The 15,285-nt window shown below is 70.3% G+C and carries 14 protein-coding genes; 7 read left to right on the forward strand and 7 right to left on the reverse strand.

The features are described 5' to 3' along the window. Positions 1-82: 82 nt before the first annotated feature. Positions 83-2,119, reverse strand: coding sequence for a thioredoxin domain-containing protein (locus tag OH768_RS19530; protein ID WP_406455315.1), 2,037 nt, complete (start codon positions 2,117-2,119; stop codon positions 83-85). Positions 2,120-2,266: 147 nt separating this feature from the next. On the opposite strand from OH768_RS19530, the gene OH768_RS19535 reads away from it, so the two are divergent. Continuing rightward, entirely contained in the window at positions 2,267-5,470 is a 3,204-nt protein-coding gene (locus tag OH768_RS19535; protein WP_406455317.1) for a tetratricopeptide repeat protein, read from the forward strand. Positions 5,471-5,492: 22 nt separating this feature from the next. Here the strand turns inward: OH768_RS19535 and OH768_RS19540 are convergent, their stop codons facing one another. Then, a complete protein-coding gene (locus OH768_RS19540) occupies positions 5,493-5,738 on the reverse strand; it encodes a hypothetical protein (RefSeq protein WP_406455318.1) in 246 nt (81 codons plus the stop codon). Further along, entirely contained in the window at positions 5,731-6,594 is an 864-nt protein-coding gene (gene mca, locus OH768_RS19545; RefSeq protein WP_406465341.1) for a mycothiol conjugate amidase Mca, read from the reverse strand. Before mca ends, OH768_RS19540 begins: the two co-directional genes overlap by 8 nt. 203 nt (positions 6,595-6,797) lie before the next feature. Between mca and OH768_RS19550 the strand changes: the two genes are divergently transcribed. Together OH768_RS19550 and greA are read left to right on the forward strand one after the other, a co-directional pair. Next, complete coding sequence (locus OH768_RS19550) at positions 6,798-7,196, forward strand: DUF4307 domain-containing protein (protein WP_406455320.1); 399 nt, start codon at positions 6,798-6,800, stop codon at positions 7,194-7,196. 168 nt (positions 7,197-7,364) lie between these two features. Then, a complete protein-coding gene (gene greA / locus OH768_RS19555; RefSeq protein WP_359602932.1) occupies positions 7,365-7,865 on the forward strand; it encodes a transcription elongation factor GreA in 501 nt (166 codons plus the stop codon). A gap of 114 nt (positions 7,866-7,979) precedes the next feature. Here greA and OH768_RS19560 read toward each other — a convergent pair whose 3' ends face one another. The 3 genes from OH768_RS19560 to ilvA form a co-directional block, all read right to left on the reverse strand. Continuing rightward, positions 7,980-8,837, reverse strand: a complete 858-nt coding sequence (locus tag OH768_RS19560; RefSeq protein WP_406455322.1) for an ABC transporter permease — start codon at positions 8,835-8,837, stop codon at positions 7,980-7,982. Further along, positions 8,834-9,865, reverse strand: coding sequence for an ATP-binding cassette domain-containing protein (locus OH768_RS19565; protein ID WP_406455324.1), 1,032 nt, complete (start codon positions 9,863-9,865; stop codon positions 8,834-8,836). Before OH768_RS19565 ends, OH768_RS19560 begins: the two co-directional genes overlap by 4 nt. Before the next feature lie 172 nt (positions 9,866-10,037). Then, positions 10,038-11,267 (reverse strand): threonine ammonia-lyase, encoded by a 1,230-nt coding sequence (gene ilvA, locus OH768_RS19570; RefSeq protein WP_406455326.1) that lies wholly within the window; start codon positions 11,265-11,267, stop codon positions 10,038-10,040. Between the two features lie 163 nt (positions 11,268-11,430). Here ilvA and OH768_RS19575 point away from each other — a divergent pair, with 163 nt between their 5' ends. From OH768_RS19575 to OH768_RS19585, 3 genes are all read left to right on the forward strand, one after another. Next, on the forward strand, positions 11,431-11,928 hold the full coding sequence (locus OH768_RS19575; protein WP_406455328.1) for a MarR family winged helix-turn-helix transcriptional regulator: 498 nt from the start codon (positions 11,431-11,433) through the stop codon (positions 11,926-11,928). A gap of 120 nt (positions 11,929-12,048) precedes the next feature. Then, positions 12,049-12,552 carry a sigma factor-like helix-turn-helix DNA-binding protein gene (locus OH768_RS19580; protein ID WP_406455330.1) on the forward strand — a complete coding sequence of 168 codons (504 nt, stop codon included), beginning with the start codon at positions 12,049-12,051 and terminating at the stop codon, positions 12,550-12,552. 25 nt (positions 12,553-12,577) lie between these two features. Next, positions 12,578-12,826, forward strand: coding sequence for a hypothetical protein (locus OH768_RS19585; protein WP_406455332.1), 249 nt, complete (start codon positions 12,578-12,580; stop codon positions 12,824-12,826). 22 nt (positions 12,827-12,848) lie between these two features. Here the strand turns inward: OH768_RS19585 and OH768_RS19590 are convergent, their stop codons facing one another. Further along, positions 12,849-14,003 (reverse strand): cystathionine gamma-synthase, encoded by a 1,155-nt coding sequence (locus tag OH768_RS19590; RefSeq protein ID WP_406455334.1) that lies wholly within the window; start codon positions 14,001-14,003, stop codon positions 12,849-12,851. A 140-nt stretch (positions 14,004-14,143) separates the two neighbouring features. On the opposite strand from OH768_RS19590, the gene OH768_RS19595 reads away from it, so the two are divergent. After that, the gene (locus OH768_RS19595) at positions 14,144-15,262 is read left to right on the forward strand and encodes a hypothetical protein (RefSeq protein WP_406455336.1); all 1,119 of its coding nucleotides are present in this window, start codon (positions 14,144-14,146) and stop codon (positions 15,260-15,262) included. Positions 15,263-15,285: the final 23 nt, after the last annotated feature.

Here is a 15,285-nt window from a genome sequence, read left to right on the forward strand (position 1 = left end):
AGAGCATGTTTCTTCACAATGGGTCCCACACATGACCATTTCCCGCACTGGTCGCGTTTGGGATGGTTACAACTCTGTCGTTTCACCTGCTCAGCGCGGTGCGCAACTGCTCGGGATCGGTCGTCGGCGCGTCACAGGTGAAGTTACGGCAGACATACGCGGCCGGCCCACCACCCACCAACGGCCGGTCGGCGAGCAACGGCAGCTCCTCACTCTCCGCCACCCCGAAGGCGACCACCGCACCGGGCGCGGTACCCAGAAGTGCCGTACGGTGCAAGGCTTTCGCGGCTTCGTCAGAGAGCGAAGGTCCTACGACGGCCACCTCGCGCGGCCCGTCGAGGTACGCCTCGGCGACCGCGAGCCCCCACCCGATGAACCGCGGCACCCGCGGCCCGAGCGCCTTCACGACCCCCAACGCCCGCTCGGCGGCGCTGCGATGGGGCTCGGCACCGGTCTGGGCCGCATAGCTCAGCAGGGCGCCCGCCGCGGCGGTCCAGCCGGACGGGGTGGCGTTGTCGGTCGGATCCTGCGGCCGGCGAATAAGCCGCTCGGCGTCGGCGGCGGTGTCGTAGAGCGCACCCGACTCGTCGACGAACCCGGCGAGCACGTGGTCGAGCAGGAACCCGGCGAACTCCAGCCACACCCCCTCCCCCGTGACCGACGCCAGCGCGAGGAAGCCCTCCGCGACATCGGCGTAGTCCTCCAACACCCCAGCGTTCGCGCCGACTTGACCATCCTTGCTGGTGCGGGCGGGCTTGGCGTGCTCGTCGAGATGCAGCCGTACGAGGAGATCGGCGGCGGAGACGGCGGCCTCGACCAGGTCGGGCCGGTCGAAGTAGGCGCCGGTCTCGGCGAGCGCGGCGATCGCGAGCCCGTTCCAGGCGGCGACGACCTTGTCGTCCCGGCCGGGGGCGGGACGCTGTGAACGGGCCGCGAGGAGCCGCCTCCTGACCGACTCGATCTTCTCGGCGTCGAACACGCCCTCGTTCTGCGGCAGTTGGAGAACGGACTGCCCTTCCTCGAAGGTCCCTTCGTCCGTCACACCGAAGTACTGAGCGGCCAGCTCCGCGTCGGGCTCACCAAGCACCTCGGTGAGCTGCTCGGGCGTCCAGACGTAGTAGGCACCCTCGACGTGGCGGCCGGTCCCGGTCCCGTCGTCGCTGTCGGCGTCGAGCGCGGAGGCGAACCCGCCCTCGTTCGTGCGGAGTTCACGCACCATGAAGTCGGCGGTCTCCACGGCCACGCGACGCGCCAGCTCGGACCCGGTGCTGCGCCACAGGTGGGCGTAGACACGGCAGAGCAGGGCGTTGTCGTAGAGCATCTTCTCGAAGTGCGGAACCACCCACTCGCGGTCGACGGAATACCGCGCGAACCCGCCCCCGAGCTGGTCGTAGATACCACCGCGCGCCATCCGCTCACAGGTGTCCTGCGCCATCTCCAGCGCACCTTCGGAACCGGTGCGGGCATGGTGGCGCAGCAGGAACTCGACGACCATGGACGGCGGGAACTTGGGCGCACCGCCGAATCCCCCGCGCTGCGGGTCGTACTCACGGGTGAGCCCCAGCAGCGCCTGCGCCAGCTCCTCCTTGCCGGGTGCCTCGGTGCCGCCGTAGTCGATCTCCCGCTGGGCCAGATCCCGCGTGATCTTCCCGGCGACCTCGGCGACCTCGTCCCGCCGGTCGGTCCAGGCACTGCGCACACCGTCGAGCACCTGCCGGAAGGAGGGCATGCCGTGGCGGGGCGCGGGCGGGAAGTAGGTGCCGAAATAGAAGGGTTCGGCGTCCGGGGTGAGAAACACGGTCATCGGCCAGCCGCCCTGGCCGGTGGCCGCCTGCACGGCTTCCATGTAGACGGCGTCGACGTCGGGGCGTTCCTCACGGTCGACCTTGATGCTGACGAAGTGCTCGTTGAGGTAGTCGGCGGTGGGCTGGTCCTCGAAGGACTCGTGGGCCATGACGTGACACCAGTGGCAGCTGCTGTATCCGACGCTCAGCAGGACCGGTTTGTTCGCCCTCCTGGCCTCGGCGAATGCCTGTTCCGACCAGGGCCACCAGTCGACGGGGTTGTCGGCGTGCTGGAGCAGATAGGGGGAGGTCTCATGGGCCAGTCGGTTCGGCATGGACCCATCGTGCCCGACGGGCGGCACAGGTCGTAGAACGGCCCGCAGCTTCCGCGCAGCGAACGGGTGATCGTCGCCCTCTCGCGCTCACGCCTCCCCCGAAGGACACTCATAGGCCAGGGAGTTGCCGTCGGAGGGGGACGCGACATGCGGGACAGCCATCGGAGCGACGCCGAGCGGCTGTTGGCTCGGGCCGTGGAGGAGGAGGTTCGGCGCTCCGGCGGGCGCGTCGAGGGGCAGGTGCTGCTGGCGCGGTCCCGGGCCGCGCTGGATGCCATGGCGGAGACGGCGGCTGAGGAGTACGCGGCCTATACGGGCGCGCTCGACGAGGCGGCGGCCGGGCAGCTCACCTTCGGGCAGCGGTACGCCAGGGAGGGTGGTGGAACTCCCTTGCTGGTGGCGGGCGTTGCCGCCGTCGCGGCGATCGTGGCCGATCTGACACTGGGTACCGGCGCCGGTACCGCGCTCGGCGCCGGTGTGACGGTCGGTGTCGTCGGTGCGGCGGCGACCGTCGTGAAGGTGACCGCCTCGCATCTGCCGGCCGCGCATCACCGGGCCGGAGCCGCGAACCAGCCCGGTGGTCCGGAGCAGTTGCGGTTGCAGTGGCTGACGGCGCTGGAGGTGCGGGGCATCCGGCCGTTCCTGGACCAGCAGCGGGTGCTCGCCGCCTCCACCGGTCCGACCAAGAAGCCGGGGCCGCAGTTGCGCGGTACGGACAAGAGCGCGGCGGCCCGCAGACGGAGTGTGCTGGAGCAGTCGTTCGGTCAACTCCCGGAGCCGGTCGGGGCGTTCGCCGGTCGGCGGGCGGAGCTGGCGCGGATCCGGCAGCTGGTGCAGGCCGCCCGCGCGAGTACGGAGACCCGGCCGACGGTGGTCGTCCTGCACGGTGCGCCCGGCTCGGGCCGCACCACCCTCGCGGTGCGCGCCGCGCACGATCTGCGCGACCAGTTCCGCGGAGCGTGCGTGGTGGATCTGCGCGGCGACAGCCCGGGCGAGTCCCCCCTGCCCACCCGTGACGCCCTGCTGCATCTGCTGAACCGGCTCGGCGCGCCCCGCGAACAACTCCTCTTCCGTGAACGCTCCTCCCCCGACCAACAGGTCAAGCGGCTGGGCGAGTTGTACCACCAGCACCTGACCGGCCTGCCGGTGACGATCGTCCTGGACGACGCCTCCGACCCCGGGCAGGTGGCCACCCTGGTCCCCGAGCGCTCCGACAGCCTGGTCGTGGTGACCGCCCGCAAGCCTCTCGATCTGCCGGCCGAACTGGCCGCCTGGGTGCACCAGTTGCCGGTGGACGCGCTGGACGCGGCCGGCGCGGAGGAACTGCTCGGCGCGGCGGCGCAGGACGGTTCGGGGCCGTACGACGCCGAATCCGAGGACCGGATCAGGGAGTTGTGCGGCGGGCTGCCGCTGGCGCTGCGGATCGCGGGCTCCTCCCTCGGCCCGCGCTCGCCCCGCCAACTGGCCACGGACCTCGGCGCGTACGGCCCGGTCGAACCGGTCGAACGGGCGCTGTGGCTGCGCTACACCGACCAGTCCGACCCGGCCCGCACACTTCTCCGCCGGCTGGCGCTGGCCGGCCGGGCCTCGCTCGGCGCCGCGGCAGCCGCCTCCCTGCTGGCCACGGACGAGACGGAGGCCACCCGCCAGCTGGTGGCGCTCTCCCGCGCGGGCCTCATCGACCACGTCCGCGGCACCCGCTACCGCCTGCACGACCTGGTCCGCGCCTTCGCCCAGGCCCGCCTCCTCGACGAGGAGGAGTCCTCGGAACGTACGGCCGCGCAGGAACGGCTGATCGTCAACTACGCCGAACTCGCCGACTCCGTACTGCGGTTGGTCGACGGCAACATGTCCACGCGCTCGGACCGCTTCGGCCCGCACGGCTTCACCTCGCTCGACGAGGCGCTGCGCTGGCTGGACGACGAGTCCAGCTTCATCACCTCGACGCTGCGGCACGCGGAGGGCGTCGACCAGGGCGCCGTACTCAATCTGCTCGGCGCGCTGTGCGACTACTGCCTGCTGCGCGGCGACCTCTACCGCCTGGGCGAGATCAGCGAACTGGCGCAGGCCGTCGACCAGGGCCTCCTTGTCCGGTCGGTGCAGTGGCGCACGGGTATCGCGGCCCGGCAGCTCGGCGAACTCGACAAGGCGCGCACCACCCTCACCTCCGTCGTCGACCTCTACATGGAGGCCCACCACGACGCCGGCGCCGCCCGCGCCCTCTGCTCCCTCGGCATCACCCTCCACCACCAGGGCAACCTCACCGAGGCGGCGGCGAAACTCCGCGAGGCCCTCGACCTGCAGGCCGCCCCGCAACTGGCCACGGACCGCGCCTGGACCATGCACGCCCTGGCCGCCGTCGAGCGCGACCGCGCCCGACTCCCCGAAGCCATGCGGCTGTTGACCGAGTCGCTGGTCCTGCATCGCGCGGGCGAGTCCGTGCACGGTGAGGCCTGGGCCCACTTCCAGCTCGGCCAACTCGGCCTGCGCATGGGCGACATCCTGCGCGCCGAGTCCGAACTGACCACCGCCCTCGGCCTCTACGGCCGTACCCGCGACGCCCGCGGCGAGGCCTGGGCGCTGACCCAGCTGGCCCGGGCCCGGCTGGTCGCCGGCGACCCGTCCCCTGCGGTGGACGGCCTGCGTACGGCGGCCTCCCGGCACCGCGACAACGAGGACGCGCGCGGCGAGGCCTGGACGGTCTACTACCTCGGCCAGGCACTGGAGGAGACCGGCAACCTGGACCTGGCGGTACGGGAACTGGAACGGTCCCGCACCATGTTCTCCCGCATGCGGGACGTCTACGGCCTGGCCTGCGCCCGGCACCACTCGGCCCGCGTCACCCGCGACCAGCGCGCGGCCCAGACGGGTTCGTTGCGCAACTCCGGCTTCGCCCGCCAGCTCCTCGTCGACGCCCGCGCCGACTTCCAGCGCATCGGCGTCGCCCACGGCGAGGCGTGGACCTGCCTGGAACTCGCGGTCGTCGACGCGGGCAATGCCCGTACCGCACAGGCACTGACCCTGTGCGACGAGGCGCTCGGCCTGTTCACCTCGTACGGCGACCACCGCGGCGAGGACTGGGCCCGCTTCCTGCGCTCCACGCTCCTGCCGTACGCGGCCCCCGGCGGCGTCGAGGTCGGCACGGCGGTCGCGCAGGAGGAGCTGGCGCAGCTCGCCCGCACCCGGCACCCCTTCCGCGACGAGAAACTCGACGACTACGTGGAGGCGTACCAGCTACTGCTGGAGCGGGGCGTGAACCTGGAGGCGGGCTGGCAGGCGTGGCGGCTGGGCATGGTGCCGAGCCGGCACGCCCGTGAGGTGATGGGGGTGGCGGTGCCGGACCGGCCCTGAACACCCGCGCGGGCCCGCCCGGTCAGCCCTGCTTGGCCTTGGATTCGACGGCGGTGGCCTCGGACTCGGCCGTCGGATCCGGGGCCTCCTTGAAGTCGACCTTGTTCATCTGCTTGCTCATGGACTTCATCAGTCCCCATACGGCCAGGGCCATCACCGCGAAGACGATGAAACCGAGGACGCCGGGGGTGACCTTGTTCTCGTCGACCTCGGCGAGGGGGACCAGGTGCGTCATTGCCAGGGCTGCGCTTGAGCTCATATCAGGCATTGTCGCGGATGCCCGCAAAGAGGTCGTCCTCGGGGAGGGAGGTATCGACCAGAGACTTCGCGAGCTCGTACTCCTCGGTCGGCCAGACCTCCTTCTGGATCTCCATCGGGACCCGGAACCAGCCGCCGTCGGGGTCGATCTGCGTGGCGTGCGCGAGCAGCGCCTTGTCACGGATCTCGAAGAACTCGGCGCAGGGAATGTGGGTGGTGAGCGTGCGGTCCCGCATCATCCCGGACTCGTCCCAGCGCTTGAGCCAGTCCCCGTACGGCGACTCCATGCCCCGGTCGAGCAGCGCCTTGTGCAGTGCCTCGGTGCGCTGCCGGTTGAAGCCCTGGTTGTAGTACAGCTTCTGCGGCCGGTACGCCGGGCCGTACTCCCCCTCCGGGTACTTCTCGGTGTCCGTCGCCCCCTCGAACGCCACCATCGAGATCTTGTGGGTCATGATGTGGTCGGGGTGCGGGTAGCCGCCGTTCTCGTCGTAGGTGGTGATCACCTGCGGGCGGAAGGTGCGGATCTGCTTCACCAGCTCGCCGGCCGCCTTGTCGACGTCCTCCAGCGCGAAGCAGCCCTCGGGCAGCGGCGGCAGCGGGTCGCCCTCGGGCAGCCCCGAGTCGACGAAGCCGAGCCACTCCTGCTTGATGCCGAGGATCTCGCGGGCCTCGTCCATCTCCTTCTTGCGCACCTCGTGGATGTGCTCCTCGATGTACTTGTCGCCCTGGAGCTTCGGGTTGAGGATGGAGCCGCGCTCCCCGCCCGTGCAGGTCACGACCAGCACGTCCACCCCCTCGGACACGTACTTCGCCATGGTGGCCGCGCCCTTGCTCGACTCGTCGTCGGGGTGCGCGTGAACGGCCATCAGTCGCAGCTGGTCAGTCAAGACTCAATCCTCAGTAAGTCGGCGCCCCGGTGTCCTGGGGTGCAATTCAACAGGTGCCGTCCCGCAGGGACGTCGTTGAGGGGCGGTGGTCGGGCGGCGGGAGGGGGCTTCTATAGTGACCGAATCGAGGGGCGAATAATTCCGGGGGCCTGTTTCGGGAGCCCCTCGCCGGGAGGACGATCATGAGTACGGCGAGTACGCGACTGCCCGAGGGCCGCTACGGCCACTCGTCGGACGAGCGTGCCGACCACAAGCTCAAGGTCGCCGGTGCCGTCCTCGCGGCGGCCCTGCTCGTCCTCGTCGGGTACTTCGCCTACCACTATGTCGTCGAGGCCAGGATCAGCGCCGAAGTGATCACTTTCCAGGCCTCGGACAACGAGGTCAAGGTGCATCTGGAGGTCCACAAGGACTCGGGCACCAGCGGCTACTGCACCCTGCGCTCGCAGGCCGCCGACCAGTCCGAGGTGGGCCGCGCCGACTTCCGCTTCGGCGGCTCCGCGACCCGCATCGACAAGGTCGTCACCCTGCGTACGACGGCCAGGGGCACCACAGCCGAGCTGCTCGGCTGCCACTCCGACTGACATCACCCTCGTTGTATAGGCCTTGACCTGCGTTGACGTATTTCTGGTGCCTTATGTCCTCCCCCTGGCGCCGTTGAATTGTTAGGCTCGTGGTTTCGCCCTTCCATGAAGGAACATTCTTCTGGGTAGGGCGATGCTTTGTATTCCCAGTACCTACGAGGAGCACCTGTGACCCAGACCAGCGAAGACGTCACCTGGCTTACGCAGGAGGCGTACACCAAGCTCAAGGAAGAGCTGGCGTACCTGTCTGGTCCCGCGCGCGAGGAAGTCACCGCGAAGATCGCGGCTGCGCGCGAGGAGGGCGACCTGCGCGAGAACGGCGGGTACCACGCGGCCAAGGAGGAGCAGGGCAAGCAGGAGCTCCGCATCCGCCAGCTGGTCCAGCTCTTGGAGAAGGCCAAGGTCGGGGAGGCTCCGGCGTCGGCGGACGGCGCGGTCGCGCCCGGCATGGTCGTCACGATCGCCTTCGACGGCGACAAGGACGACACGATGACCTTCCTGCTCGCCTCGCGCGAGTACGCGAGCGCCGACATCGAGACCTACTCGCCGCAGTCCCCGCTGGGCTCCGGCGTGCTCGGCCACAAGGTCGGCGAGGACGCGCAGTACGAGCTGCCCAACGGCAAGAAGGCCTCGGTGACGATCCTCAAGGCCGAGCCGTACAACGGCTGACCTGCGGGACCTGACCCACGGGATTCCGGGCCTTCGCCTTCGACGAGCCCCCGGCGGCCTTGCGGCGCCGGGGGTTTCGCCATGCCCCCAGGGATTCCGTCGTCCCGCGTCCCCTCAGGCCGTCGCCGAGCGGTACTTCCGCACCGCCAGCGTCCGGAATATGAGGATGATCAGGAGCGAGTAGATCAGTGAGGCCCACACCGGGTGCACCATGGGCCAGGCGTCCGAGGGCGACTGTCCCGGGTTGGCGAAGAGCACCCGGCAGGCCTGCACGGTGGCGCTGAACGGGTTCCACTCGGCGATGTGGCGCAGCCACGGGGTCATGTTGCCGGTGTCGACGAACGCGTTCGAGATGAACGTCACCGGGAAGAGCCAGATCAGTCCGCCGGAGGTGGCCGCCTCGGGCGTGCGGACGCTGAGCCCGATCAGGGCGCCGATCCAGGTGAACGCGTACCCGAGCAGGAGCAGCAGGCCGAAGGCGCCGAGAACTTTGCCGGCGTTGGTGCCCCCGTCCGACCCGACGCGCCAGCCGACCAGCAGGGCGACTATCGCGAGGACCAGGAGGGTGAGCGCGGTCTGTACGAGGTCGGCGAGCGTCCGCCCGGTCAGCACCGCACCGCGCGCCATGGGCAGCGAGCGGAAGCGGTCGATGAGGCCCTTGTGCATGTCGTCGGCGATGCCGGCGCCGGAGCTGGCGGTGGCGAACGTGACGGTCTGCGCGAAGATGCCCGCCATCAGGAAGTTCTTGTAGTCGGTGGCGCTGGTGCTGCCGCCGATCTGCATGGAACCGCCGAAGACGTAGGTGAACAGCACCACGAACATGATGGGCTGGATGAGCCCGAAAACAACCATCTCGGGAATTCGGGACATTCGAATCAAATTACGCCTAGCGACGACCAGGGAGTCGTGCACGGACTGGCCCAGCGCGCTGCTCGGTGCCGCGACCGGCACGGCGTCGGTGACGGCACTCACTTCGCGGCCTCCTTCTTGTGCTTGTTGTCCTTGGTGTCCGGGTTGGTGTCCGCGCCGTTGTCCTCGGTCTTCTCCTCGGCCAGGTGGCCCGTCAGGGAGAGGAACACGTCGTCGAGGGTGGGGCGGCGCAGGCCGATGTCGTCGATCTCGATGCCCTCGGTGTCCAGTTCGCGGATGATTTCAGCGAGTAGCTTGGCTCCGCCGGAGACGGGCGTGGTGATCTTGCGGGTGTGCTCCTCGACGGTGGTGTCGCCCTTGCCGAAGCCGCGCAGACTGTATTTGTCCAAGAGGGCCGAGGCGATCTCGATGTGGTCGCGCTCGTGTACGACGACCTCCACGCGCTCGCCGCCGGTGCGGGCCTTGAGCTGGTCGGAGGTGCCGCGGGCGATGACCTTGCCGTGGTCGACGACCGCGATGTCGTGCGCTAGATGGTCGGCCTCTTCCAGGTACTGCGTGGTCAGCAGGAGTGTCGTGCCGCCGGAGACGAGCTGTTTGATGACCTCCCACAGCATCTGGCGGTTGCGCGGGTCGAGGCCGGTGGTCGGCTCGTCCATGAACATCACGGGCGGGGAGACGACCAGGGCCGCCGCGAGGTCGAGCCGGCGGCGCATGCCTCCGGAGTAGGTCTTGGCCGTGCGGTCGGCGGCGTCCGCGAGGTTGAACTGGTCGAGCAGTGCGTCGGCCCGGGCCTTCGCGGCCTTGGCCTTCATCTGGTAGAGCTGGCCGACCATCTGCAGGTTCTCCCTGCCGGTCAGGTACTCGTCGACCGCGGCGAACTGGCCGGACAGACCGATGGAACGCCGCACCTCGTTGGGCTGCTTGAGCACGTCGAGGCCGGCCACGGTCAACTTGCCGCTGTCGGGTCGCAGCAGGGTGGTCAGACAGCGGACGGCGGTCGTCTTGCCCGCGCCGTTGGGCCCGAGCAGGCCCAGCACGGTGCCCTCGGGGACATCGAGGTCGACGCCGTCCAGAGCTTTCACATCGCCGAAGGTTTTCACCAGGCCTTCGGCATAGATGGCGCCTGGCATATCAGCCTCCACGTCGTCGGGGATTCTTCGAAAAGCCTAGGTTTGCGCATGATGCTCCGTCTCCCGTTTTTCACAGGAACGGCGACACGAGACACACCATAACGCGATGTATCGCGTCTCTCAACGGATTTCTCGAACGAGTGACGGAACAGGTGACGAACGGGCCCTGACCTCAGTCGATGACCGTGTACCCCGCGTCGCGCAGGGCCTGGCCGACCTCGGCGCAGTGCACCGGCCCCTTCGTCTCCAGGTGCAGCTCGACCTCCACCTCGGTGAGCCCGAGCCGTGGGTCGGTCCGGACGTGGCTCACATCGAGGACGTTAGCGTCGACCACTGACAACACCCCGAGAAGCGTCGCGAGCGCCCCCGGCCGGTCCGTCAGCCGCAGCGTCACGGCCAGGTAGCGGCCCTGCGCGGACATGCCGTGGCGCAGGATGCGCTGGAGCAGCAGCGGGTCGACGTTCCCGCCGGACAGCAGCGCGACGACCGGTCCCTCGAAGGCACGCGGATCGCTCAGCAGCGCCGCGACCGGGCTGGCGCCGGCCGGTTCGACGACCAGCTTGGCCCGCTCCAGGCACAGCAGCAGCGCGGTGGACAGCTCGTCCTCGGTGACCGTGCGGACCTCGTCCACCAGATCGGCGACGATCCCGAACGGCACGTCGCCGGGCCTGCCGACCTTGATGCCGTCGGCCATCGTCGCCGGGTGCCGGATCGACACGGGGCGCCCGGCCGCCAGCGAGGGCGGAAACGCGGCGGCGCCGGCCGCCTGCACGCCCACGATCCGCACGTCGGGCCGCAGCGCCTTCACCGCGACCGCGACACCGGCCGCGAGCCCGCCGCCGCCGATCCCGACGACGATCGTGCGCACCTCGGGGCACTGGTCCAGGATCTCCAGGCCGACCGTGCCCTGGCCCGCGATGATGTCCGGGTGGTCGAAGGGGTGGATGAACACCGCGCCCGTCTCATGGGCGTACTCCTGCGCGGCGGCCAGCGTCTCGTCGACCACGTGGCCGTGCAGGCGCACCTCGGCGCCGTACTCCTTGGTGGCGCTGATCTTCGGCAGGGGTGCGCCCTTGGGCATGAAGACCGTGGAGCGCACGCCGAGGAGCGCGGAGGCGAGGGCGACGCCCTGGGCGTGGTTGCCGGCGCTCGCGGCGACGACACCTGCGGCGCGCTCCTCGGGGAGCAGTCCGGCGATACGGACGTAGGCGCCGCGCAGCTTGAAGGAGCCCGTGCGCTGGAGGTTCTCGCACTTGAAGTGCACCGGTGAGCCGACGAGCTGGGTCAGGTACCGGCTGCCCTCCATCCCGGTCACCCGTGCCACGCCCGTGAGCATCTTCTGGGCGCCGCGCACATCGTCGAGGGTGACGGGTCGCAGGGAGTCAGCCGTGCTGTAGCTCATGACTCAAGCATCGCAGTTCACAGGCGCGTGCCGCGCCTGTGACCAAGCTCCGAGACTGGTTTGCGCAGCGCAGGTACGGGCCGCCTTCCGGCCCGTTACCCTGTCCCCCAACCCAGCACCCCCTTCATGAAGCGAGCCCCCGGCCATGCCCACAACACCTGAAATGTCGATGGACATGACGACCGTCGGTGAATCCGGTCTCCTCGAGACGCTGCAGCACGAGGTGGCGGTCTTCGCGCGCCGTGCCGAACAGACCCGGCTCGGCGGAGTCGGACAGGTGCGCAACTCCATGGACCGCGCCGCGTATCTGCTGCTCAACCGCCTGGACAAGGAAGGCCCGATGGGCGTCAAGGCGCTCGCCGCGAGCATGGGGATCGACTCCTCGACGGTCACCCGGCAGGTGGCCCCGCTCGTCGACACGGGGCTCGTCAAGCGCACTTCGCACCCCGAGGACGGCCGCGCGGTGGTGCTGCAACTGTCCCCGCGCGGGCAGTCGCGACTGGAGGAAGTCCGCTCGTCCAGGCGTCAGTTGATGGACGAGTTGACACACGACTGGGCGCCTGAGGAGCGCGAGGCGTTCTGCACGCTCCTCACACGCTTCAACAGCGCCCTCTCCGCGCGGATGGCGATGCCGGGCAACGAGCCGTCGACCGCTTCCTGATCCCTCGGCGAGTCGGGCACACACGCGTGGTGCCCGACTCCCGCCCCTTCGTGCCGAACTCTTGACCTCACGACGGCCCTGGCCTCAGATGAGACCGGGGCCATCAGGGGGGAGGGTGTGGTGCGCGAACGGCAGGTGTCCCAGGGCGCCCGCCGGGCCCGGGAGTTCGAGGCGTTCGTCGCGGGCGCGGCAGGGCGGCTGCTGCATGCCGCCACACTGCTCACGGCGGAGGCCACGGACGACAACCCGCGCGCGCGACGTCTGCTGACGCTGTCGCTTGCCCACACGTACGCGTGCTGGGACCGGCTGCGCGGCGAGGACCCGTACGACCGTGCCCGGCAGTACCTGGCCAGCCGCTTCGCCCGCACGGCCTGGCACCAGTACGGCGGCCTCGGCCGGGGCCGCCCCCACCCCGACAGCCCACTGGGCGCCCTCGCGCCCCAGGAGCGGCTGATCGTGGTCCTCAGGCTGTACGAGGGGGTCGCCGAGGAACAGGCCGCCGCGCTGCTCGGGCTGCCCACGGAACGGGTCCGGACGATCTGCGAGCGGGCGACGGCGAGGCTGCTGCATCCGCCGCGCCCCCCGGTGCCGAAGGTGGCGGGGGCCAAGGTGGCGCCGTCATGAGGTCGCCGAAGGGGGGTACGCGCGCGTGAACAGGCCCGAGCGGGAGGCGGCCGTACGGCGGATCATGGAACGGACTCCGCCGCAGGTGCCGCCGGAGCTGTACGCGGAGGTGGTACGCCGCGGCGGCCGGATGCTGCGCCGTCGCAGGGCCGCCCGGCGGCTGATGTGGCTGCTGCTGTGCGCTGGGGTGGTCGCGTTCACCGTGTGGGCGCTGATGGTCCATCCCTGGGTGGAGCCGCCGTCGGAGACGACTCCACCGCTGACGGGCTGGTGAGAACAGGCGCTCTCGCCGTCGGCTAGCCCAGGGCCTGCTGCAGGTCCTCCAGGAGGTCCTGCACGTTCTCGATGCCCACGGAGAGGCGCACGAGGTCGCCGGGGACCTCCAGGGCCGAACCGGCGACGGACGCGTGCGTCATGCGCCCCGGGTGCTCGATCAGCGACTCGACGCCGCCCAGGGACTCGCCGAGCGTGAACACCTTGGCGCGGTTGCAGACCTCGACGGCCGCCTCCTCGCCGCCCTCGACCTGGAAGGAGACCATGCCGCCGAAGGCCCGCATCTGCTTGGCGGCGATCTCGTGACCGGGGTGCTCCGGGAGGCCCGGGTAGAGAACGCGCGTCACGCGTGCGTGCCGGGTGAGCATGTCGGCGACCTTGGTGGCGTTCTCGCTGTGCCGGTCCATGCGTACCGACAGCGTCTTGGCGCCGCGCAGCACCAGCCAGGAGTCGAAGGGCCCGGCGACCGCGCCCATCGCGTTCTGGTGGTACGCCAGTTCCTCGCCGAGCGCCTCGTCGGCCGCGATCAGCGCACCGCCGACCACGTCCGAGTGGCCGCCCATGTACTTGGTCAGGGAGTGCACGACGACGTCCGCGCCGAGGGCGAGCGGCTGCTGGAGGTAGGGCGTGGCGAAGGTGTTGTCGACGACGAGCCGCGCGCCCGCGTCCCGGGCGATCTGCGCGACGACCGCGATGTCGGTGATGCCGAGCAGCGGGTTGGAGGGGGTCTCCACCCAGACGACCTTGGTCTTCGGGGTGATGGCGGCCCGTACCGCCGCCGGGTCGCTGGTGTCGGCGACCGACCACTCGACGCCCCACCGGGAGACGACCTTCGCGAAGAGGCGGAACGTGCCGCCGTACGCGTCGTTCGGGATGACGACGTGGTCGCCGGGGCTGAGCAGCGTACGCAACAGGCAGTCCTCGGCCGCCAGTCCGGACGCGAACGCGAGACCTCGGCGACCGCCCTCCAGGGCGGCGAGGTTCTCTTCCAGGGCGGTCCTGGTGGGATTGGCGCTACGGCTGTACTCGTAGCCGCCGCGCAGACCTCCGACGCCGTCCTGCTTGTAGGTCGAGACCTGGTAGATCGGCGGGACGACCGCGCCGGTGAGGGGATCGGCGGTGTTGCCCGCGTGAATCGCGAGGGTCTCGAAGTGCTGACTGATGTGCCTGTCGCTCATGGGGCCGAGCGTAGTGCGCTCGCGGAGTGAACGACGATCCGGAGGTTTTCCACAGGGTGGCGGGACGGAGCGGCGGTCGTTTTCCACAGGGTGGTGGGCCGGGTTGGCCAATTGTCGGACCCGTCTGGTTCGCTTGAGGCATGGAGATTCTCTGGGTCCTGATGGCGCTGCTCATGATGGGCTTCGTGCTGCTCCCGTTCCTGCGGCGCAGGCGCGGAATGATCGAGCAGGTCTCGCCGGGCCACCCGGACGCCGCGGACCCGGCGACCTACGGCTTCGTGCGCGAGGAGGAGCTGGACATCCGCATGCCCGGCCCCGACCAGGACCTGCTGGACGTCCTCGACCTGGTGCAGCGCTCGCAGGACTACCGCGCGGCGATGCAGTTGCTGGCCGGCACCGAGATCACGGGCGAGCTGCGCTGGCAGCGGGTGCAGGCCTTCGCGGGCGCCGCCTCGCTGGAGCTGCAGCAGCGGCCCGGCGGGGTCAGCGAGACGCCGGGCGGGCAGTGGCTGCGGGTGTGGCGGGCCGAGCATCCGAAGGACGCGGGCGGCGCGGCCGTGCACGCGGAGTTCCTGGTGCAGCAGGCGTGGCGTACCTCGACGCGGGGGACGGACGAGTTCCGGATCATCATGGAGGAGGCGAAGGACGCCTGCGGGCAGGCGGCGCTGCTCTCCCCCGGTGACCCGGTCCCGTACATCGTCGAGTTGTCGGTGGCCCGTGGACTGGCGTATCCGCAGCCGGAGTTCGAGCAGCTGTGGCTGAAGATCCTGGACCGTGCGCCCGCCCACATGGGGGCGCATCTGGCGGCGCTGCACTACTGGTGCGAGAAGTGGCACGGCTCGCGTGAGCTGGCGAACTCGTTCGCGGAATCCGCCGCCGCGCGGGCGCCGCAGGGCTCGCTGCTCGCCGCGATGCCGCTGTTCGCGGTCTTCGAGCACCTCCCCGAGGTGAATCTGGTCAGCAGCTTCTACCGGAGCGAGGTCGTGGAGAAGGCGATCCACGGCGCGCTGTTCGCCGTGCACGCGGCCCGCCCCGACGACCCGATGCTGGCGCACGTCCGCCATCTGCTGGTCTTCTTCCTGGTCCGCGCGGAGCGCTGGTCCGAGGCGATGAACCAGCTCATACACATCGACGGCCATGTCGGAGCCCTCCCCTGGACGCTGTCGCCCGACCCGGCGGCGGAGTTCGCGGTGTACCGGGCGCTGGCGGTGGCGGGCTACGAGGCGAACGGCGGAAGTCCGGCGAGCCTGCCGCACTGACGGCTGGGGGGCACGGGGGCGGC

This window comes from Streptomyces sp. NBC_01622 (assembly GCF_045209635.1).
In the GTDB taxonomy this organism is placed as follows: Bacteria; Actinomycetota; Actinomycetes; order Streptomycetales; family Streptomycetaceae; genus Streptomyces.